The 21,776-nt window shown below is 46.4% G+C and carries 16 protein-coding genes and 1 tRNA gene; 13 read left to right on the forward strand and 4 right to left on the reverse strand.

Annotated elements, in window-relative coordinates:
• Window positions 1–254 precede the first annotated feature (254 nt).
• The 3 genes from TBC1_RS14135 to TBC1_RS14145 all read right to left on the reverse strand — a co-directional run bounded on the left by TBC1_RS14135 (window position 255) and on the right by TBC1_RS14145 (window position 1,759).
• Window positions 255–776 (reverse strand): AAA family ATPase, encoded by a 522-nt coding sequence (locus TBC1_RS14135; protein WP_062044284.1) that lies wholly within the window; start codon window positions 774–776, stop codon window positions 255–257.
• Complete coding sequence (gene pnuC, locus TBC1_RS14140) at window positions 773–1,405, reverse strand: nicotinamide riboside transporter PnuC (RefSeq protein ID WP_062044286.1); 633 nt, start codon at window positions 1,403–1,405, stop codon at window positions 773–775. The genes TBC1_RS14135 and pnuC overlap by 4 nt, the downstream gene beginning before the upstream one ends.
• 108 nt (window positions 1,406–1,513) lie before the next feature.
• Window positions 1,514–1,759, reverse strand: coding sequence for a thiamine-binding protein (locus TBC1_RS14145; protein WP_062044289.1), 246 nt, complete (start codon window positions 1,757–1,759; stop codon window positions 1,514–1,516).
• Window positions 1,760–1,857: 98 nt separating this feature from the next.
• Here TBC1_RS14145 and TBC1_RS14150 point away from each other — a divergent pair, with 98 nt between their 5' ends.
• From TBC1_RS14150 to TBC1_RS14205, 12 genes are all read left to right on the forward strand, one after another.
• Window positions 1,858–2,421: a hypothetical protein gene (locus tag TBC1_RS14150; protein ID WP_137305742.1), complete on the forward strand. Its 564-nt coding sequence runs from the start codon at window positions 1,858–1,860 to the stop codon at window positions 2,419–2,421.
• Between the two features lie 344 nt (window positions 2,422–2,765).
• Window positions 2,766–4,973 (forward strand): ATP-binding protein, encoded by a 2,208-nt coding sequence (locus tag TBC1_RS14155; protein ID WP_082189641.1) that lies wholly within the window; start codon window positions 2,766–2,768, stop codon window positions 4,971–4,973.
• 176 nt (window positions 4,974–5,149) lie between these two features.
• Window positions 5,150–5,632, forward strand: coding sequence for a flavodoxin family protein (locus TBC1_RS14160; protein ID WP_172668909.1), 483 nt, complete (start codon window positions 5,150–5,152; stop codon window positions 5,630–5,632).
• Between the two features lie 128 nt (window positions 5,633–5,760).
• Window positions 5,761–6,891, forward strand: a complete 1,131-nt coding sequence (gene chrA / locus TBC1_RS14165) for a chromate efflux transporter (RefSeq protein WP_062044304.1) — start codon at window positions 5,761–5,763, stop codon at window positions 6,889–6,891.
• A 94-nt stretch (window positions 6,892–6,985) separates the two neighbouring features.
• Complete coding sequence (locus TBC1_RS14170) at window positions 6,986–9,514, forward strand: fused MFS/spermidine synthase (protein WP_172668910.1); 2,529 nt, start codon at window positions 6,986–6,988, stop codon at window positions 9,512–9,514.
• Window positions 9,515–9,750: 236 nt separating this feature from the next.
• Window positions 9,751–11,118 carry a glucoamylase family protein gene (locus tag TBC1_RS14175; protein WP_082189642.1) on the forward strand — a complete coding sequence of 456 codons (1,368 nt, stop codon included), beginning with the start codon at window positions 9,751–9,753 and terminating at the stop codon, window positions 11,116–11,118.
• A gap of 22 nt (window positions 11,119–11,140) precedes the next feature.
• Window positions 11,141–13,435 (forward strand): beta-glucosidase BglX, encoded by a 2,295-nt coding sequence (gene bglX / locus TBC1_RS14180; RefSeq protein ID WP_062044310.1) that lies wholly within the window; start codon window positions 11,141–11,143, stop codon window positions 13,433–13,435.
• A gap of 158 nt (window positions 13,436–13,593) precedes the next feature.
• On the forward strand, window positions 13,594–14,967 hold the full coding sequence (locus TBC1_RS14185) for an ATP-binding protein (RefSeq protein ID WP_062044314.1): 1,374 nt from the start codon (window positions 13,594–13,596) through the stop codon (window positions 14,965–14,967).
• A gap of 80 nt (window positions 14,968–15,047) precedes the next feature.
• On the forward strand, window positions 15,048–16,889 hold the full coding sequence (locus TBC1_RS14190; protein WP_062044317.1) for a mechanosensitive ion channel family protein: 1,842 nt from the start codon (window positions 15,048–15,050) through the stop codon (window positions 16,887–16,889).
• 208 nt (window positions 16,890–17,097) lie between these two features.
• On the forward strand, window positions 17,098–18,375 hold the full coding sequence (locus TBC1_RS14195) for a hypothetical protein (protein WP_062044320.1): 1,278 nt from the start codon (window positions 17,098–17,100) through the stop codon (window positions 18,373–18,375).
• A 243-nt stretch (window positions 18,376–18,618) separates the two neighbouring features.
• Window positions 18,619–19,710, forward strand: coding sequence for a glycoside hydrolase family 53 protein (locus tag TBC1_RS14200; protein WP_172668911.1), 1,092 nt, complete (start codon window positions 18,619–18,621; stop codon window positions 19,708–19,710).
• A 51-nt stretch (window positions 19,711–19,761) separates the two neighbouring features.
• On the forward strand, window positions 19,762–20,679 hold the full coding sequence (locus tag TBC1_RS14205) for an alpha/beta hydrolase (RefSeq protein ID WP_062044326.1): 918 nt from the start codon (window positions 19,762–19,764) through the stop codon (window positions 20,677–20,679).
• 135 nt (window positions 20,680–20,814) lie between these two features.
• On the opposite strand, the gene TBC1_RS14210 is transcribed toward TBC1_RS14205, so the two are convergent.
• Complete coding sequence (locus TBC1_RS14210; protein WP_062044328.1) at window positions 20,815–21,273, reverse strand: response regulator; 459 nt, start codon at window positions 21,271–21,273, stop codon at window positions 20,815–20,817.
• Between the two features lie 247 nt (window positions 21,274–21,520).
• On the opposite strand from TBC1_RS14210, the gene TBC1_RS14215 reads away from it, so the two are divergent.
• Window positions 21,521–21,594: transfer RNA gene (locus TBC1_RS14215), tRNA-Arg, on the forward strand.
• Window positions 21,595–21,776 lie beyond the last annotated feature (182 nt).

Below are 21,776 nucleotides of genomic sequence, written 5' to 3' on the forward strand. Positions count from 1 at the left end.
CCGTTGTCCGGTTAAATTATGAGATTACCTATGGTGAGCTCTCCCGATAGCTATCGGGATCGGTTCTTCGCTAACGCTCAGAATGACTTTGACATACATGGATTTGAGGGGAAGGGTGCTTGGTGGCGGCTTTGCCGCCACCAAGCACCCTTTGATTATCGTTAATGTATTGTCATTCTGAACGTAACGTAGTGAAGTGAAGAATCTCATAACTCCTTTAAAAGGTTTACCGGACAATAAATATTTGATATAAATCAGGGTTCTGTATTCACCTGCTTCAATGCCTCAAGGGCCATGGCAAGCCGGGCCTCCCCTTCTCCCGATATCAGCGTAAAAGGCAACTTTCTTTCATAAAGCTCTTCAATATAAATCTCAAGTAATTTTTCTCTCAGGTGCGGATGTTCGCGCAGCGGATCGGCTTCCCAGGGCAAATCGGTATTACAAAGAAGATAATGAGCGTAAAGGTGCCGCTTCAGCATCATTTCAATCCACGGGTGCGACTTTCCGTATTTTACCCTGCACCAGATATGGCAGACCAGAAAATCGGTATCACAGAATAGAAATTTCCGGGCATCCTGCGCAAGGGCATTCTCGGCGGCATACTGCCCTTCTGCTATCCTGAGTATATCAAGGAATTCATAAGGCCTGTCCAGTTTCTGAAGATAATCCCTGGAGAATTCAGGAACCCATGGCTCACCAAAATACCCGGACAGTTTTTCAGCCAGCCATGATTTTCCGGTGGATTCCGGCCCTGTGACGGAGATGCGCCTTATCATTGCATGCTGAGATTGCGGTAACGCCTGCGCCATTCTATCAGGCCCATAACGGCGATAATCAGGAAGACAAGATACTGGAAACTTGTAAAAACCAGCCCCTTCATAAAATACAGGGGAATGGAAACAATATCCCCGATGATCCAGTATGTCCAGTTTTCAACTTTTTTCCTTGCCATCAGCAGCATACCCACCAGAAAAATGGAAGTTGTAAATGAATCAACCCATGGAACATACGACTGCATATATACGGTATCATCGTAGTTAAACAACCAGATAAGTCCGAGAATCAGCCAGTATGATAAAGCCGTGAGACCGATACAGACCCACTGCTGCTTTATGCTGTTCACGCTGATGACCAGTTGTCCGGTATTCCCTGCAGGCCTGGTCCAGTTATACCATCCGTAAACGCTCATGGCAAAATAGAATAAATTGATGCCGGCATCGGCATAGAGCCTTGTGTTAAAACAAATGAAAACAAAAATCAATACGCTGACGATGCCCGTTGGATAGACCAGAATGTTTTCGCGCCGGGCATACCATACGCTGGCGATTCCAAGAATGACAGCAACAAATTCCACCCAGGTGGTATCATATAAATTTTCGGTAAAAATGTCCCAGAAATCAAGCATACTTATATTCTAAGAGAAAACGGGATAATCCGCAACTGCAGCGGAATTAACAGGGTTTATTCAATTAATGGCGATGCATTGCAATTTTACAAAATTGAACCATTGCTCCTACTTACTCAGGTCTGCATTGATTATTTTCATCACAAATACCGAATGCGGCAACTCAAAAGCATCCTTCATACAATCGCGGATCGCATTCATCACATCGTTGTACTCCCCGAAAACCTGGGTTGCCATGGTATTGGTCCTTACCTCAAGGTTATGATAACTGTTCAGGGAAGCAATAAACGCTTTTATCGGCGCTTTATACTGTTCATTCAGCGGATAGTAACTTATCTCGGCAGATATTTTCATGACATCCTGATTAATGTTGAAAAAAGGTAATCCACGTGGCAAAGGTACAGGTATTCGTATTTAGATTATCTTTGAAGGCCAATAAACATTTTGATCCTATGAAGTACGCACGAATGCTGAAAATTTCTGTTCTCGGACTTATAGCCCTTATGCTCAGCTCTTGCCTGACTGTTGAGAAAAAGGAATATACTTTTGAGTTAACCGGTGAAAATTCCGGTAAACTGACCATCAGATATATCAATATCATGTCGGTGATGGATGATGGCAAAGATGTTACTGCCCAGGATTTTGCCGAGATTGTGGATAAATACATCAACGGCGACCAATTGGAACAGGACTTCCCCGGCGCTGCAAATATCAAAACCCGGCTTTATGAGCAAAACGGGCAATTGTGCGGCGAAGTAACCCTGGATTTCCCTTCATTGTCAGCGGCCAGGCTTTATCAGTATGATAAAAACAGCCCGCTGATGATGTGCATCAGTGCGGCCTATGATTCTGAAACCTATGTCAGTTCAAACGGCAGTTACGGGAATGACTACATGCCGGTTGTTTTCTGGCCGGCAGGATCCAGGAAACTTACAGTGACTACTTCGGTAAGCGCCCCGGATGAAACTTCGCTCAGCCTGGCAGGTGAATACCGCAAGTGGAAAGAAACCAACTAATTGCCAACGCTCCTTATTAACTGATAAACTGAATGATTGAAGGAATGTTCCTCAATCCTCACTCCCGTAATTTAATCTTTATCCCGGCCCTCCGCATTATTTCAGCAATGCAACATCCGTGTTCAACAAATGAATCCGGCTTTAATGACTGTCTTATGAGAAAGTCACTATGTCAGACATTGCTGCAAAGGAATCGTCGCTTAATTTACCTGATACAGGATTGGATAAGAAAAAAACTGACATTTGTCAGGTTGCCATCCGCAGGGATAAGACATATTAAAATTTGTCAGACATGACACTTGCGCCTGAATGACATTAATATTTGCGGGATAAATCTTTAATTGATGATGACACAATCTTTCTTGACCGGGCTGCTTTTTAATACTGCCATACTACTATCTTTCAGCATGTTATATGATAATTTCTGGATCAATTACCAGAGAAAGAGAGGTATACCAGTAAAAATTATCATCGGAATTGCCATTGGCATCACCGGGATCATCCTGATGATGGTTCCATGGACATTTATGCCCGGACTCGTATTCGACACCAGATCGGTCATGCTGACCATCTCCGGGTTATTTTTTGGCGCTTTACCCACATTTACTGCTATTGCAATAGATATGGCATACAGATGGTGGTTAGGCGGAGACGGAGTATATATGGGCATGGCTGTAATATTCACTTCCGGAATAACCGGTGTTCTCTGGCATCATTTCAGGCCTTCGTGGAAATACAACAACAGCCTGAAGGAGCTGATATATGTCGGCATTATTTCACACCTGCTTATGTTGGGTTGCACCGTTTTGTTGCCCGGAGAGTTGTCATTTTACACCCTTAAGGCACTGGCGGTTCCCATATTGCTGATCTACGTTCCGGCCACAGTATTGCTGGGCAAACTTATGCTGAAACAATATGACAACTGGCAGAATAAACGCGCCAAAGAAATGTTGCTCGAATCCGAACGAAGATTTACCGATACCATCAGAAGCGCCAATATTCTTTCAACCATAGTAGATGAGCAGGGACGGATCACCTTCTGCAACAACAGTTTCCTCAATACGACCGGCTATACCTTTGAAGAACTGGAAGGTAAAAACTGGATAGATACTTTTGCACATGATGAAAATAAGGAGAAGTATCAGCAGATATTTCTCTCGATGATCAATGGCAAACACTTTAATGACCTGTTTGAACACAGTATGATTTCTAAAAGCGGTAAAATTGTATTTATCGCCTGGAGTTATATCCTGCTCAGGAATGAAAATGGCCGGCCGGCAGGTCTTTCTGTTTTGGGAGTTGACATTACCCAAAGGGTTATATATGAACACAATCTTGTCAGAAAAAATGAAATCATCAAAAAAAGAAATTTTCAGCTCAGAAAAATAAATGCGGAATTAAACGCTGCAAAAGAAAAAGCCGAAGAAAGCGACAGGCTCAAATCAGCGTTTCTGGCAAATATGAGCCATGAGATCAGAACACCGATGAACGGAATACTCGGGTTTGCGGAGCTGTTGCAGGATCCGCGCCTGACTGATAAGGAAGCGCAGGAATTCATCTCACTGATCAGGATCAGCGGCAACCGAATGCTGGGCATCATCAACGACCTGATTGATATTTCCAAGGTAGAAAGCGGTCTGGCCAAAATCACGGCTTCCAAAGTGGAAATCAACAGTCAGATTGATTTCCTTTATAACTTTTTCAGGCCGGAGGCTGAATCAAAAGGGCTGGAACTTCAGTTTCACAAAGGCCTGATGGATGTCAGGAGCAGTATTACTTCCGATAAGGAGAAAATTTATGCCATTTTAACCAACCTGATTAAAAACGCGATAAAGTTTTCCTTATCAGGTAAAATAGAATTCGGATATTCCCTGAAGAATGATTTTCTGGAATTTTTTGTAAAGGATGAGGGAATAGGAATTCCGGCTGAGAAACAACATGCCGTTTTCGAACGCTTTGTTCAGGCCGACAATTCTCTTTCAAGCAATTATGAGGGAGCCGGACTCGGATTGTCAATTTCAAAAGCCTATGTGGAAATGCTCGGAGGAAAAATCTGGCTTACCTCCGTTCCTGGCACCGGTACTTCTTTCTACTTTACCATCCCGTATTTACCCACTGAAGTTTCTGACCATCACCCGGCTGAAAAATATGAAGACATGCAGGCAAAGTACAGACCATTTAACGTGCTGATCGCCGATGATGATGCTATCAGCCTGAAACTGCTGGAAAAAATGATTTCACCGCTTGGCGGAGAGATCATTACTACCGGAAGTGGCGCCCTGGCAGTGGAGCTATGCCGCAATCATCCTGATCTCGACATCATTTTAATGGATGTAAGAATGACGGGAATGGACGGGCTGACGGCCGCTAAAGAGATCAGAAAGTTCAACCGGGATGTAGTGATCATCGCGCAAACAGCCAACGCACTGTCAGGCGACAGAGAGGCTGCTCTCGAAGCCGGTTGCAATGACTACCTGACCAAACCACTGAACAAGGAAAAAATCATCACGTTACTCGAAGAATTTATCAATCATTCTGCCAAAGCGGGATGATTATTTTCAGAAGTCGGGGTGTACCTAAGTATTCTGTTTGACACGGCCGGACGAAAAAGTTGCCTTATCCGGTAAAATTTTCACACTTTTCTTACTTTAGCATCAGTATAAGGATCATCCGGGCGATCCCCGGAAGCATGATATTTTCTTATTGTGAACCGGATCAAATACTTCTGATGATGAAATCGCTTGTTATTTACGAATCGGCTTTCGGCAATACCGAAGCAATCGCTTTTGCAATCAGGGATGCGCTGCTGCAATATGGCGAAGCTACAGCTTACAAAACAGGAGAATTTAACCCTGCACAATTGTCCGTTTACGATCTGATTGTTGCCGGATCACCTACCCAAAAGTTCAATATGCTTCCTGGTATGAAAACCTTCCTCGATGCCATACCTCAGGGGGCATTGGCAGGCAGGCAGGTTGCCGCCTTCGACACAAGGATAGATATTCATAAAGTCAATAACCGTTTCCTGACATTTATGGTGAAGCTCTTCGGATATGCGGCAGCGCCGATAGCCCGGAAACTCAAAAAGAAGGGGGGAAAGCTCCGACAGGATCCTGCTGGTTTTTTTGTAGAAGACACCAGGGGCCCGTTGACGGAAGGCGAACTGATCAGGGCAGGCAAATGGGCTGCCGGCCTGGCAGATAAAGGGTAAAGTTTTCACAATATGAAACTGCATTACCGGAAACAGTCCTTACCATTCCCGGCTGATTATCATGACGGGTAAAACAAAATGCGCTCTTCCCGGGTTAAAATGGCAATCATCAACTTTTACTTTTGCCGATGCATGAAAGGTACAGGCTCCGGGAAGTAGCCCTGGTATTTCTGAAACTCGGATTCTTCTCTTTCGGCGGCCCGGCCGCCCACACCGCCATGATGGAGGAAGAAGTAGTTAAGAGGCGCAAATGGATTGACCGGCAGCATTTTCTGGACCTTCTCGGAGCCACCAACCTTATACCCGGGCCCAACTCCACCGAAATGACCATGCATTGTGGACATGAGCGTGCAGGTTTGGCCGGTTTGATTGTCGCGGGCTTAAGCTTTATTTTACCCGCCGTACTTATCACCTCTGTATTTGCCTGGCTGTACGTTGAATATGGCCATCTGCCTGAAATTGAACCATATATTTTTGGAATAAAACCCGCAGTATTGGCTATTATTGCTTCTGCAATCATCAGTCTTGGCAAAAAAGCGGTGAAAGGCCGCGAAACGGCAATCCTGGGCGCTTTAGTACTGGCAGCCGGCATCGCAGGGGTCAACGAAATCACGGCTTTACTGGTCGCCGGGATCACAGGAACCCTGTACTTTTATATGAAAAACAAAAGAAAGGAAAAACTCAGTTCATTGATACCACTCGTGGCGATACCTGCTGTATCAACAGCTTTTTCAGGCATTTCAGCGCTCGGGTTGTTCTGGGTTTTCCTCAAAATCGGGGCTGTGCTCTACGGAAGCGGCTATGTACTCTTTGCTTATATTGATGCCGAACTCGTTACCCGGGGCTGGTTAGACCATAAACAGCTGATGGATGCCATTGCGGTCGGACAATTTACGCCCGGACCGATTCTGTCAACTGTTACCTTTATCGGCTATATGCTGGGAGGAATCCCGGGCGCTGTGGCAGCCACTGCCGGCGCTTTTCTGCCGTCATTCCTGTTCGTGCTTATCCTTAATCCCTGGATTCCGCGAATGCGAAGGTCAAAAATTATGGGATGGTTTCTCGACTCTGTAAATGTCGCTTCCATTGCGGTGATGGCATCGGTGCTTTTTGTGATGACGCTGAGTACCGTGACCGGCTGGCGCTCAGCCCTGATTACCGTAATCAGCCTTGTAGTAACCTTTGTCTTTAAAAAAAGCAGCCCTGTTTTGCTGGTGGCCGGAGGTTCCGTTGCCGGCGCCCTTTTACTTTTGATTTAAGAGTATGGCCGGCAGGCTGAATCCAACTTATTACAATTACAGGCCGCGGCAGGCCGGGATTCTTTGTAACTTTGCTTCTGACTTTTCCGGACTCATGAAAAACAGGACCCTCTCAACCACCACGCTGCTTCTTCTGGTTTTTTTTGCCGGATGCTCATTTCTGATCTATGAAGTCAGTTACTTCCGGTTGCTTGCCCTCTCGCTTGGCGCAACAGTAAAGGCTTCCACCCTGGTTCTCGCTGCCTATATGGCCGGATTCGGCGCCGGTGCATGGATATGGGGAAGACTGGCTGATAAACGGAAATCGCATCACAGACTTCTGATGCTTCTCTTTACTTTTTCGGGAATTCTTGGACTGCTTGGCTACCTGATGATATCAGACGGAATCCCGGCAATCTATGAAGTGCTTGCGACATCAGGGATGCCGGTTCAAACCGCTGACCGGCTGATTACACCGCTCTCCCTTGCCCTGCTTTTCGTCCCCGCATTCTTTATGGGGGGTGTTTTACCTGTGGCTTCAGGCCTTATCATCAGGAGCGATCAGGGACTGGCCGGATCGATCGGTAAAATCTACGCCTGGGAAACCATCGGAAGTGCGTTGGGCGGACTTGCAACCGGTTTTGTGCTTATCCGTGCACTGGGACAACAAAATACCGTCTTTTCCGCGATTGCACTTAACCTGATCTCGGCATTGCTGCTAATGCTCAGCAGGCCTCAAACTGATCAAAATCCTGCAGCGAAAATTCCTGAAAAGCCACTGCGATCCGGAAAGCAGGAATCAAAAAATGAAGCAGGCAAACTTACTGCGAACAACATTGCCGCTTTGGCCGGAACTTTCATACTCGGATTTGCTGTCATCGGTCTTCAGGTAGTTTGGTTCCGGATTTTCAGAATCTACATGACCAATACCAGCTATACTTTCTCGCTCATTGCTTCAATAGTCATTCTGGGACTTTTTGCCGGAAGCCGCTATTTTGCCGCAAGCAGCAAAAAGCCGGCCACAAGTCTTTCAATGCCGGTGCTTTTGCTGATTACAGCCGCAGTGGTTGTGGCAGGTGCAGGCATATTGATCCGAATTCCTGAACTCATTATGTTCCCCCTGGCAGGTGATCAGGACGCCTATTTCATGCGAATCATCGTTATTCCGGCTATTTCCGCCCTGCTGGTCATTCTGCCGGTCACTTTCCTTTCAGGGTATGGATTCCCGTTGGCCTGTTCGCTCATCACAAAAAACCAGCATGACGTCAGCAATAGTATGGGGCGGGTATTGCTGTTCAACACACTTGGCAGCATCACTGGCCCTGCAATTGCCGCATTTTTGCTGATCCCGCTGCTGGGCGCGGGCCGCTCGGTAGTTTTTTATGCACTGATACTGCTGATCGCCGCCTTGCTGATATCGCTGAAAATCAGGCAATTCAAAACCGGGAAGCTGAAAGCAATCGCCATTTCCGGTTCTTTGATACTGCTTATCTTCCTGATTGTCAGTCCTGAATTAAAGATACTCCCCCCCTCTTTCACCCGTTTTGACAGGGAAATTATTGAATACCGCGAATCGGTTGAGGGCACCTGGGTTGTTGGCCGCGAACCCGGCGGAAAAGGGGCTGCACTGTCGACGTACGTGAACAACAGTGCGGTGATCGGGTCAAGTTACGATGCCATCAAAGTGGTGAAAATGGTTGGCCACCTCCCCTTTTATGCCGGCCTGAAGGGTAAAGATGTTCTGGTCGTAGGTTTCGGCATCGGCGTTACCACCTCCGCCATCGCCTCTCATCCCGAAGTTGAGCATATCGACTGCATTGAGCTGGTTGCCGGATTGAAAGATGCTGCACACTATTACAGTGGCCTGAACAACAATATCCAGAAAGATAAAAGGTTGAAGGTAATTGCCGGCGATGGACGGCATTATCTGCAGGCCACCGGTAAAAAATACGATCTGATTTCGAGCGACCCTACCCATCCCATACTGGGATCCGGCAGCTTATACACCAAAGAGTACTTTGAACTTTGCAGATCTAGACTTAATCCGGGCGGAATGGTATCGCAATACCTGCCGCTTCATAAACTGCTGCCAGAGGACTTTCAGGGTATTATCAAGACTTTCCACAGCGTTTTTCCGCAGTCCACCGTGTGGCTGGGTCATAACCATGCTGTATTACTGGGCGTTAACGGACAATTATCCATAGATTTCAACCAGTGGTCGGCCCGCATTGCTGCCTCTCCCGGGGATCCCTATTTCTATAATAACCCCTATCATCTGGCTGCCTGCCTGGTGCTTGACCATACAGCCATTGCCGGGTTCTCACCCTCTGTGCAATTGAATACCGACAACTTCCCATCTCCCGAATTTTTCAGGTTCTCTTCCTTCGACAGTCGCAACCTCACGCAAAACCTTATGTTCCTCAATCAGAACAGGTGTGAAACAAGCCGGATATTCACGGATATTCCGGATCAGGAAATGATGCAGCGGTTTACTGAAGGAAACCGGTTGCTCACCGAAGGGATAGGTTACGACCTGAGCGGCGACAGACGGAATCTGATAAAAAAGCTCAGAGAGGCCATTTCCGTTAATCCTGAAAATGAGGAATATCCTTTCCTGATCAGGTTCTATGGAAGCGGCCGTTAGCTATTTTACAGGAACCTCCCGGTATCGCTTCAGCATACTATGCTGATCTCCCGTCAGCGCCTGGTTTAAAATCAGCTTTTAACAAATCCGCAATGGCTGAGTAGAAAAATTTTACCTATTTTTATCCACAGGAGCAGCCACAATGAAACTTAGTGTTAATTTTACACGAACTTTCATTTGTAGTCAGGCTATTCAATGAATTCACCGGCCATAAAATAACAGACAGGAGCAGTAACATGAACAGAATATTGATAATCACCCTGTTGATATCATTAAGTTTCCCTTTAGCTGCACAGCGTAAGAAAACTTCCGCAGAGAATCCGGACAAGATTGAAGTCAGGGGGATCCTGCCAAACCTGAGTGACGATGAACTGTTGGACGAAGTCCAGCGCCAGACATTCCGCTATTTCTGGGATTTTGCGCATCCGGTAAGCGGAATGGCCCGGGAACGGAGCAACAGGGCGTACAACTATGGCGATGAAGTGGTTACCACCGGAGGTACCGGTTTTGGCATAATGGCCAGCGTGGTTGCCGTGCACCGGGGGTGGATTACCCGCGACAGCGCTGCCCGTCACCTGCTGAAAATGGTGAAATTCCTGGCCAAAGCCGACTCCTATCACGGGGTTTTCCCTCATTGGCTGCACGGTAATACAGGAAAAACCATTCCATTCAGCCGCAAGGACGATGGCGCTGACCTGGTGGAAAACGCATTTCTTTTCCAGGGATTGCTTACGGCAAGGCAGTATTTTGATGCTAAAAGCCCGCTTGAATCAGAATTACGAAACCGCATTAACTGGTTGTGGAGCGAGATCGAATGGAACTGGTTTACCAAAGGCGGCGAAGAAGTACTTTACTGGCACTGGAGCCCGAACAATGGCTGGGCCATGAATTTTCCCCTCAGGGGTTTCAACGAATGCCTGATTACTTATATACTGGCAGCATCTTCCGAACGCTACCCGGTAAGCCCGGCGGTTTACCACCGCGGTTGGGCGCAGAGCAATTTCTTCAAAAACGGCAAATCGTTTTTCGGGATAGAACTCCCGCTGGGCTTCGATTACGGCGGTCCGTTGTTTTTCTCCCATTATTCCTTTCTTGGATTAAGTCCTAAAGGCCTGAAAGACCAGTATGCCGACTACTGGATGCAAAACCGTAACCACACCCTTATCAACCGCGCATACTGCATCAGCAACCCGAAAAATTTCAAAGGCTACGGAGAAAACTGCTGGGGACTGACTGCCAGCGATAACCATGAAGGTTACAATGCACATTCTCCCGACAATGACCTCGGAGTGATTACCCCAACGGCGGCGCTTTCAGCTTTCCCTTATACGCCTGAATACTCTATGCAGGCCTTGCGTCATTTCTATTATAACCTTGGAGATAAAATATGGAGTGAGTATGGCTTTGTGGATGCCTTTAATGAAAGTGAAAACTGGTATGCAAAATCACATCTTGCCATCGATCAGGGGCCTATCATCGTGATGATTGAAAATTACCGCTCCGGCCTGATCTGGGACCTGTTCATGAGTTGTCCCGAGATCCTTCACGGACTTAAGAAACTGGGATTTACCAGTCCTTACTTGGAATCAAATCAAGAAAAATAATAACAAGAGACGAAAATCAAGTATGAAAAGAAACAGCATCCTTTTTGCCGTTATCCTGATGGCTTCATTCCTCAGCGTAAGCGCGCAACCGTTGCCGGATCAGGTAAAAATGAATAAATTCATCAGTGAACTGATGGCAAAAATGACCCTGGACGAAAAGATTGGTCAGTTAAATCTGCCCAGTGCCGGTGATTTCACCACCGGGCAAACATCCAGTTCAGACATCGGAAGAAAAATCAGGGAAGGAAAAGTGGGTGGATTGTTCAATATCAGATCTGTTGAAAGAATCCGGAATGTACAGAAGGTGGCCGTTGAAGAGAGCAGGTTGAAGATCCCCCTGATTTTCGGAATGGATGTGATTCATGGTTATAAGTCTGTTTTCCCGATTCCGTTAGGGCTTTCCTGTTCCTGGGACATGGATCTTATTGAACAGAGCGCGCGCATTGCCGCCATCGAAGCCAGTGCCGACGGCATTTGCTGGACCTTCTCCCCCATGGTTGACCTGAGCCGCGATCCCCGTTGGGGCCGCGTTGCAGAAGGCAGCGGAGAAGACCCCTTCCTGGGCGGCGAAGTAGCCAAAGCCATGGTGCGCGGATACCAGGGCACGGACTTAACGGCCAACAATACCATTATGGCCACTGTGAAACATTTTGCCCTTTACGGCGCCGGTGAAGCCGGCCGCGACTACAACACGGTGGATATGAGCCGGCAGCGTATGTACAATGAGTATTTTCTGCCATATAAAGCAGGTGTTGATGCCGGCGCCGGAAGCGTAATGGCTGCCTTTAACGAGGTTGACGGCATTCCCGCTACGGGAAATAAATGGCTGATGCAGAATGTACTCCGCGATCAATGGGGGTTCAACGGATTTATCGTTACCGATTACACCGGTATCTATGAAATGACGGCACATGGCGTGGGCGACCTTCAGACAGTGTCAGCGATGGCACTTAAAGCCGGAATGGATATGGATATGGTAAGTGAAGGTTTCCTGCTGACCCTTCAGAAATCGCTCAGCGAAGGTAAAATTTCGGAAGGGCAAATCAATACTGCCTGCCGCAGGATACTGGAAGCCAAATATAAACTCGGACTTTTTGACGATCCCTACCGTTATTGTGACTCAAAACGCGCCGAAACTGAAATCTATACCGATGCCAACCGCATGGCAGCCCGGAAAACAGCTTCAGAAAGTTTTGTATTACTTAAAAACGAAGGCAATATTCTGCCCTTGAGAAAAGATGCGAAAATCGCGCTGATTGGCCCCCTGGCTGATAACCGGCTGAACATGTGCGGCACCTGGACCGTCGCCGGAGATTTCGAAAAAGCCATTTCAGTTTTGGATGGCATCGGAATGGTAACCGGCAAACCCGAACTGGTTACGCTGGCCCGTGGAATAAACGTTGTTGCCGATTCCGTGCTCGAATCGCGTATCGGAATGTTCGGAAAACCAACCGGGTGGGACAGCCGCCCCGCTGAAATTATGATTGCCGAAGCCGTTAAAGCCGCTGAAAAATCAGAGGTAGTGGTAGCCATTCTGGGTGAAGCATCCGAATCGAGTGGCGAATGCTCAAGCATCACCAATATCGAGCTGCCGGCCAACCAGCGGGAACTGCTCAAGGCGCTGCTGAAAACAGGCAAACCGGTGGTAATGGTTCTCTTTACCGGGCGCCCGCTGGCCATCACCTGGGAGCAGGAAAATGTACCTGCCATCCTCAATGTATGGTTCGGGGGAAGCGAAGCCGGTGCAGCCGTGGCCGACGTTCTCTTCGGAGATGTGGTGCCATCCGGTAAGCTTACCGCCTCTTTTCCGAGAAATACCGGGCAGATCCCTGTTTTTTACAACCATAAAAATACCGGCCGCCCTTTACCCGAAGGCCAATGGTTCACCAAATTCCTTACCAATTATCTGGATGTCCCGAATGAACCGCTTTACCCATTTGGCTATGGATTAAGTTATACTTCATTTTCATACAGCGACCTTACCCTGAGTAAACGTACCATGAAACCGGGTGAGTCCATCGACGTCAGCGTTAAGGTCACCAACACCGGAAATTACGATGGCAAGGAAGTCGTTCAGCTCTATATCCGCGATATGGTCGGTACCACCACCCGTCCGGTGAAAGAACTGAAGGGTTTTCAGAAAGTATTCCTGAAAAAGGGAGAAACAAAAGAAGTAAAGTTTACCATAGATATTGAGGATCTGAAGTTTTACAATTATGACCTGGACTTTGTTGCGGAGCCGGGTGATTTCAAGGTTTTTACAGGCGGGAACTCCCGGGATGTGCTTGAAGCAGAGTTTGTTCTGACAGAGAGCTAATCATTTCTACCCCAAAACCAAAACCTGCAGTCAGCCGCTGCAGGTTTTTTTTACCATTGCTTTACTTTCTTTACTGAATATCGTACATTTATGACCATATTACCCGCTAAACTTTCCTGATATCAGGATTGTTTGATATTTAAACCCAGGAAAATTATATGAAAAAGATCAGGTTTGAATACAGATTTACCTTTATATACCTGCTCCTGGGTTTGCTATGGATTCTTTTTTCTGACCGGCTGATCGGATCACTGGTAACAGATCCCGTAACCCTGACCAGGATACAGACCTATAAAGGATGGTTCTATGTGATTCTGACGGCCATCCTGTTTTTCCATATTCTGAAAACGCATCTGATTAAACTCAGAACTGCCGAAAAAAAAGCGGTTGAAAGTGACCGGCTTAAAACAGCATTTCTTCAGAACATCTCGCATGAAATCAGAACGCCGATGAACGGCATTATTGGCTTTTCCTCTCTGCTCGGCGAAAACGGCCTCACTGAAGACCAGAAGAAGGAATATGTTACCTATATCATGCAAAGTGCAAACCGTCTGCTCGACCTGGTAAATCAGGTTCTGGATATCAGCCTGATCGAAACCGGAAACATCAGCGTGAACAACCGGCCGGTCAGCCTGAACGCATTGCTTAAGGACATTTTCAGGCAATGGCATCCGGTGATAAAAGAAGAGGTGGAATTAAAGCTGAGTTGCGGACTTCCGGATCATTCCGACAGCATGATTACCGATGAGTATAAATTGAAACAGATTTTAAATAACCTTGTGGGAAATGCCGTAAAATTCACTGAAAAAGGCCATGTTCACTTCGGTTATTCGCTCAGGGACAACGAGATTGAATTCTTTGTTAAAGATACCGGAATCGGAATTGACAACCGGTTTCATGCTGACATTTTCCAGCGCTTCAGGAAAGCAGAACCTTCATCTTCAAAATTTTACGATGGTGCCGGCCTTGGCCTTGCGATTTGCCAGAGCAATCTGGAACTGATGAATGGAAAAATCAGCCTTGAATCAGAACCGGGACATGGATCACTTTTCAGATTTACCCTGCCCTATAAACCGGCAAAAACTGTGCTGCCAAAAGAAAGTATTGCAGCTGTGGCTCCTGAGCCCGCCTCGCTCAGTGGTGTCAATATCCTTGTAGCCGAAGATGAAATCCTGAATTATAAGTATATTGAAGATCTGCTTTCAGGTACCGGAGTCAATCTGATTTCAGCCGTTAACGGCAGCCAGGCCGTTGATTACTGCCGCGATCACAGTGATGTTCACCTGGTGCTGATGGACATCAGAATGCCGGTAATGGACGGGTTAGAAGCCACCAAACGCATCAAGGAGTTACGTCCTGATCTGCCGGTGATTGCTCAAAGCGCCTACATTGAAAAAGACAGACAACCACAGGTCAGAGAAGCGGGCTTTGATGACTTCCTGTTTAAGCCCTTTCTCAAAGAAGAACTGATGGATGCAATTGCCGGTTTTCTTTATACACGGAAACCAGGTTCTTCCGGCCCGAATCAGTAACCTTCTTACTGAATTTTCCGAAAAAATCCTGAAGCGTTCAGGCTTTTCACTATATTTAGCCAGCGAGAAAATCAGATTTTATGAAAATACGCCATTACATTACCCTGCTGCTTATTATCATATCCTACTCCGGAAAAACCCAGTCCGACTCCCTCGCTGCATCCCAACTTTCAGCGCTTCAGAACCAGCTGTCACAATTTGAAAAAAACCGGGTGGCCGACTCGGTTCGAAAGGCTATTCTGACAGATCAGTTGTCGCTGCTTACCTCCGGAGATGTGCAGAAAAAGAATGAACTGATGGCTGAAATCAAAAAACTGGAGGCTCAGGACAGCATCAGGATTGACCGGCTTTCAGCGCAGGCCATGCAGTTGAGACAAAGCGCCGGACGCTACCCGGTTATCCTGAAAACAGATACACTCTTCAGTATCTATTCCCGCAGCGGGGCTACACGTCCGGAAGAGCGGGCAAAAGATATCTCAGCAAGGATAAAGACGCTCTATAAAGACGATTTTCTGGTACTTGATTCTATCCGCAGCTCAGAATCTGATTACACAACCGATATTGTCTGCCAAGATGTGGTAATTATGAGCATTACTGACCTTGATGCCATGATTTACAACAAAACAAGGCAGCAGCTTGCGGAAGAGTATACCGGCATCATCCGCACTGCCATTGAAACTGCCCGCAAAGATGCCAGCCTTGGCAGGCTTCTTGGTCGCTTTGGCCTGGTATTGCTCGTTATTGCCGGAGTGTGGTTTCTGATAATACTGATGATCAGATTACACACCAGGGCAGAAACTTATATTACCAGCAAAAAAGACGTCTGGCTGAAAAACCTGGCCTACAAAGACTACACTTTTCTCTCAGCCGAACAGGAATTGAGGCTTATCTATTTTATCCTGAAGGTCTTAAAGTGGTTTCTGATTGCCCTGATACTTTACATCAATATACCACTGATATTCAGTATTTTTCCATTTACCCGCGGCTGGGCCGACAGTCTTTTTGCCCTGATTTGGATGCCGTTCAGGGGCGTTGTGAATGCCGTCTGGAATTATATCCCCAATTTTTTCAGCATTGCCGTCATTGTAGTGATTATGCGCTATTTCATCCGCTTTGTCAGGTATATTTTCTCTGAAATTGATTCGGAAAAACTGAAAATCAGCGGATTTCATCCCGACTGGGCCATGCCGACTTTCAGCATTGTGAAATTTCTGCTCTATGCTTTTATGTTTGTCATGATCTTTCCGTACCTGCCCGGTTCAGACTCAGGCATTTTTAAAGGTGTATCCGTTTTTATCGGCGTATTGCTCTCCCTGGGGTCATCTTCAGCAATCGCCAACATTATAGCAGGGATTGTGATCACCTATATGCGCCCGTTTAAAACCGGTGACCGTATCAGGATCGGAGAAATGACAGGGGATGTGATTGAAAAAACCCTGCTGGTTACCCGCCTGCGCACTCCTAAAATGGAGGAAATCACCATTCCCAATGCTTCAGTGCTCTCGGGAAATACCATTAATTATTCGGCTCCCGCCAAAAATGACGGGCTGATCATTCATTCTACCGTTACCATTGGTTATGATGCCCCCTGGAAAGATGTGCACCAGGCTTTGATTGATGCTGCCCTGCGCACAACCGGAATCTTGCAGGCCCCCTCGCCTTTTGTCCTGCAAACCGGGCTTGAAGATTTTTATGTTTCCTACCAGATTAACGCTTACATCAAGGAAGTGAACCGGACAACTTCCATTCATTCTGATCTTCACCGGCACATTCAGGATGTATTCAATGAAAGGGGCATTGAAATCATGTCGCCCCACTACAGGACTTTACGGGACGGGAATACAACCACCATTCCGGCCGATCACCTTGATGAAGGCTATAAGCCGCCTTCATTCAGGATAAGCAGCAATCCGGACCAATAATAACCGGTAAACGTTCAGGCTGACCCCGAAGTGAAATTCACTTTTTTCATTTCCGGCCGGTCATTGACACATACTGCCGGACAAACCAGAATATAAGCCCGCTGCAGAAAAGACCAGAACATATCTGAAATATAAGATTATAATCTTAAATTTGGCGCTATTCCGGCAAGGCTGATTTTATATTAATCAAAATACAATATAAACATTCATGAAATATTCAGGGTTTCTGGCATTGACAATGCTATCATTTATTCTGACAATTGAGGCGCATGCACAGGAGCGATTTCGCAAGGGGTACATTATTACCAGATCAAATGACACCATTTTCGGTTATTTACAATACAGAGGCAGCAAAACATCGTCACAAATATGCCATTTCAGAAGGTCGGATGATCATCCCGTTCAAAAGTTCAATCCCCATGAGATCAGCGGATACAGGTTTGAAGAAGGAAAATACTTTATTTCCAGAAAAATCACTGATCATGGAGAACCTGTTGAACGCTTTCTCGAATTTCTGATAAAAGGTAAAGCTTCTGTCTATTTTCTGGAATCCGGTGATGCCTCACGTTATTTTTTGGAAACAGAACGTGATGGATTGATTGAATTATCAGAGCCTGAAAAAATCATCCATAATGACAGCGGGACTTATTACAATATTCCGAAATACAAAGGAAAACTGCTCTACATGCTGGCAGATTGTCCGGGAATCAGGGATGATATTATCCAGACACCGCTGAGGCCGAAACCGATGATAAAACTTGCCAATAAATATCACGATCTGGTATGTACTGATGAAGCATGCACAGTGTTTGAACGCAGGTATAAAAAATTGAAACTTCAGCCGTCTGTTTACGCGGGATATGGCATGAAGAAACTGAAGTTCGGTTCCGGACTGATCTCGGAATATACCCCTGTAATGAATGCCGGGGCCGCGCTGCAGATACAGAATCTGTTCCCGAACAGTGAAAATATCACGCTTGAAACATGTCTGCAGATATCCAGGTTAAATCAGACTACCCTTAAATCGCAGAATCATAATATTTCGGAAATAATCATCCTCGGGAATAAATGGTATTATGTGAACAACAGGGAAGCTTATTATGTCAGCGATAACTATATAAAAGTATTCTCCGTCAATCCGGATCTTAAACTCACCTCCATTCAGACTCCGGTATTGATAAAATACAATATCAAAAGCAGTCGTTTACAGTATGGATTTGGATTGGGTCCGATGTTCACCTTTAATGTCACGGAAAATAAAGATATTGATTATAAGTTATTTGCCGATAGATTCGGCAGGAACATCCCGGGAACACTTTTTGGCGGGATCGGCAATGTAAATATTACGTTCAGAACCGGCCCGAAAAGCAGTATTCAGTTCAATTGCAATTATTTGCTGGACTTTCTGGCCGGAGATGTCAATAAAGCTTATAGGTTCAGTTCACAAACCTTTCAGGCAAACCTGAGATATAATTTTTACTGGTAGATTGCGGCAGTTTTCAGCACATGCCGGCCGGAATGGGAATAGTAACATAATGGTATTACCTGCATGCTCAATCCTTACGGAAAAATCGCGGGAAAGCCAGTATTTTCAGGATAAACATATAGAAATTAAAAGGAGGCCCGGTTGATGATCAGAAGCCTTTTTGCACTCCCGGTCTTGCCTGAGCCACTGCGATTTATACTATCTTTGCAATCAACCACCAGGAAATCTGCTTAACCCATGCATATGTCAGCTTCCCGCAATCTGCTTATAACCTTATTATCCTCCACTTTTCTGTGGCTTTTGCCGGCTGCCTGTTCCGAAAAATCTCCGGACCCGGAGCCTCAGCCGGAAACCCTTATGCTTAAAGCCGCAGACTTGTCGTTTCTTCCTGAAATTGAAGATGCAGGCATAGTGTTTTACAATCGCACAGGACAAGAAGAAGATATGCTGACTACCCTGAAAAATGCAGGCATGAATACCGTCAGGATACGGCTCTGGCACACACCCGCCGGCGGCCGCTCAGGGTACGGTGAAGTGAAGGCATTTGCTGAGAAGGTCAGGAACAAAGGATTGAAAGTATGGCTGACGGTGCATTATTCCGATACCTGGGCCGACCCCGGGCACCAGCAAACCCCGGAAGCCTGGCAGAATCTGGACCTGACTGCACTCACCGACAGTGTTTACCGTTACACGGCCGGCATCATCAAAGGAATCAAACCGGATTACATTCAGATCGGCAACGAAATCAATGCCGGCATGCTCTGGCCCACCGGAAAATACTCAAACCTCGTGAATCTTAAAGCCCTGCTGGCTTCAGGGGTTAAGGCGGTGCGCGATCATGACAAAAACTGTAAAATTATGCTGCACATGGCAGGCCCTGATCAGGCGGAGTGGTTGTTTTCCAACCTGCAAAGCATTGATTATGATATTACTGCGGTTTCTTATTACCCTTTCTGGCACGGCAAAGACCTCACCACCCTGGGGCCCACGCTGAAAAATCTGAACACCCGTTTTCTGAAACCGGTCGTCATCGCTGAAACAGCCTATCCTTTTACGCTTGGCTGGAATGACTGGACCAACAACATCATTGGCAGCAACGATCAGATTCATCCGGATTATCCGGCTACCGAAGCCGGGCAGCTGGCATTCCTGAAAGAGATCAGCAGGATTTCTTTTTCCGCCAACGGACTTGCCGGTTTTTGTTACTGGGGTGCGGAGTGGGTTGCCTTCAAAGGCCCACAGGCATCCGACGGATCATCCTGGGAGAATATGGCCCTGTACGATTTCAGTAATAAAGCCCTGCCTGCCATTGAAGCATTCGGCATTGACCAATAACCTGCTGCCGGAGAAATAAACAGTCATAATAAAAATCCAATTGCCGTCATTATGAAAAAGATTCTGATCCTCGTCCTGATCTTTACGGCTGTTCAGCTCAGGGCCCAGTTTCCGGAACTGAGCTTCGGCCAGGTTATCCGGCATGAGCATTTCCCTTCGGCGCTTGTTTCGCCGAGAAACGTTGATGTATGGCTGCCCGATGATTACAGTACCGGAAAGGAATATGCCGTGCTGTATATGCACGACGGGCAGATGCTTTTTGATGCTAACCTGACATGGAACAAGCAGGAATGGGGGGTGGATGAAACCATGGGAAAGCTGATGGGCGGCAAAAGCATCAGGGACTGCATTGTGGTGGCGATATGGAATACGCCTTTACGACACATGGAATACTTTCCGCAGAAAGCATGGCAATATCTGAAACAGGAAGAAATCGACACCCTGAAAAAGGTGTCACGCAGCGCCGGGCTTCCACCGTTGTTCGAAAATGATATCATTTCGGACAACTACCTGAAATTTATTGTCACAGAACTCAAACCATTTATTGACTCAACCTACGCTACGATAAAAGGCCCTGAAGGCACCTGTATCGCAGGTTCGAGCATGGGTGGGCTTATTTCGATGTATGCCATCTGCGAATATCCTGAGATTTTTGGAGGCGCGGCCTGCCTTTCAACGCACTGGCCGGGCATCTTCAGCACCGAAAATAATCCGGTCCCGGATGCGCTGCTTCTTTACCTGCATAACCACCTGCCCTACCCGGGAAACAACAGAATCTATTTTGATTATGGCACCGAAACCCTGGATGCGCTCTATGAACCTTTTCAGTTGATAGCGGACAGCATCATGAGGGAAAAGGGCTATATGGCGCCCATATGGATTACAAAAAAATTCCCCGGAGCCGGTCACTCGGAAAATGCCTGGAGGGAAAGGCTGGAATTCCCGCTTCTTTTCTTGCTTGGCAGGTAGTTGCATCAGCCGGGCAATGCATTGAATCCTCTAAAATCCGCGACAAGTAAGTTTCCTTGTTTATCAGCACAAAGCCGGCACAAAAAAAGCGGACCAAGTCCGCTTTCCTGAAAGAAGAGTCTATTTTATCACCTTTTAACCGGAGATTTCCTTTTGGGGTTTGGGAACACCGGCTCCCAGAAAAACGCTCAGCTTTTCAAGCAGCAGATTTTTATCAATCGGTTTGGGAATGTAATCGATACATCCGGAGGCATAGCAGAGTTCAACTTCATTATCATGCACATAGGCAGTCTGGGCAATTACCGGAATTGACGGCCGGATGCTGTGAATACCCACCGTAGCCTCAAATCCGCTGATCCCGGGCATATTGATATCCATCAGGATAACGTCAATTTCCTTATGCTCACGAACAAGGTTAATCGCCTCCTGACCGGTGGATGCCCAGAGAATTGAGGCGGCCGTATTTCTGAGGACTGTCTTCAGATAAAGAAAACTGCAATCAGTATCTTCAGCAATCAGAATGGTTTTACCGGCCCAATTGTAAATCTTTCCTGCTGAAGAACTTGAAAAATCTGTAAAAAGTAGCTCTCTCATAGTGCCTAAGTTAATAGCAGTGCTCCAAGGTCTGCTAAATTAAAGCTATTCGTGAATTAATTCATTTGTTTATGGCAGTTTTAATTAAAAGTAACAGGTTATTTTTTAAAAAAAAGTAAAAAAAGTTACGAGTGGCATTGAAAGCCAGTTTTTGTGTGCGGAATTGAGGCTAAATAAAATTTGTTTACCTTTGCTACCGCAAAAGCCGGCAGGAATTATTCGTGATTTAATTTCCGTTTTTGCATCCGGTCCGGTAGCTCAGCTGGATAGAGCAGCAGCCTTCTAAGCTGCGGGTCGTGGGTTCGAATCCCGCCCGGATCACAAATAATAATCTAAACCACTTGTAAACCAATGTTTTATAGGTGGTTTTTTCTTTTTACATACATACTTACATACAATTTTGGCAATTTACCCCCCTATTTTTACCCTATTTCATCCCCTGATAAAAAAGAAATTGCCCGGTAACCAGCCGGGCAAATCTCTGCCAGTTTTACGTGGCAACG

It is taken from the genome of Lentimicrobium saccharophilum (genome assembly GCF_001192835.1).
Taxonomy (GTDB): domain Bacteria; phylum Bacteroidota; class Bacteroidia; order Bacteroidales; family Lentimicrobiaceae; genus Lentimicrobium; species Lentimicrobium saccharophilum.

Excerpts from the sequence above, each read along its gene's own strand:
- TBC1_RS14135 (WP_062044284.1), bottom strand. The coding sequence starts at position 776 with ATGATAAGGCGCATCTCCGTCACAGGGCCGGAATCCACCGGAAAATCA.
- pnuC (WP_062044286.1), bottom strand. The coding sequence starts at position 1,405 with ATGCTTGATTTCTGGGACATTTTTACCGAAAATTTATATGATACCACC.
- TBC1_RS14145 (WP_062044289.1), bottom strand. The coding sequence starts at position 1,759 with ATGAAAATATCTGCCGAGATAAGTTACTATCCGCTGAATGAACAGTAT.
- TBC1_RS14150 (WP_137305742.1), top strand. The coding sequence starts at position 1,858 with ATGAAGTACGCACGAATGCTGAAAATTTCTGTTCTCGGACTTATAGCC.
- TBC1_RS14155 (WP_082189641.1), top strand. The coding sequence starts at position 2,766 with ATGATGACACAATCTTTCTTGACCGGGCTGCTTTTTAATACTGCCATA.
- TBC1_RS14160 (WP_172668909.1), top strand. The coding sequence starts at position 5,150 with ATGATGAAATCGCTTGTTATTTACGAATCGGCTTTCGGCAATACCGAA.
- chrA (WP_062044304.1), top strand. The coding sequence starts at position 5,761 with ATGCATGAAAGGTACAGGCTCCGGGAAGTAGCCCTGGTATTTCTGAAA.
- TBC1_RS14170 (WP_172668910.1), top strand. The coding sequence starts at position 6,986 with ATGAAAAACAGGACCCTCTCAACCACCACGCTGCTTCTTCTGGTTTTT.
- TBC1_RS14175 (WP_082189642.1), top strand. The coding sequence starts at position 9,751 with ATGAACAGAATATTGATAATCACCCTGTTGATATCATTAAGTTTCCCT.
- bglX (WP_062044310.1), top strand. The coding sequence starts at position 11,141 with ATGAAAAGAAACAGCATCCTTTTTGCCGTTATCCTGATGGCTTCATTC.
- TBC1_RS14185 (WP_062044314.1), top strand. The coding sequence starts at position 13,594 with ATGAAAAAGATCAGGTTTGAATACAGATTTACCTTTATATACCTGCTC.
- TBC1_RS14190 (WP_062044317.1), top strand. The coding sequence starts at position 15,048 with ATGAAAATACGCCATTACATTACCCTGCTGCTTATTATCATATCCTAC.
- TBC1_RS14195 (WP_062044320.1), top strand. The coding sequence starts at position 17,098 with ATGAAATATTCAGGGTTTCTGGCATTGACAATGCTATCATTTATTCTG.
- TBC1_RS14200 (WP_172668911.1), top strand. The coding sequence starts at position 18,619 with ATGTCAGCTTCCCGCAATCTGCTTATAACCTTATTATCCTCCACTTTT.
- TBC1_RS14205 (WP_062044326.1), top strand. The coding sequence starts at position 19,762 with ATGAAAAAGATTCTGATCCTCGTCCTGATCTTTACGGCTGTTCAGCTC.
- TBC1_RS14210 (WP_062044328.1), bottom strand. The coding sequence starts at position 21,273 with ATGAGAGAGCTACTTTTTACAGATTTTTCAAGTTCTTCAGCAGGAAAG.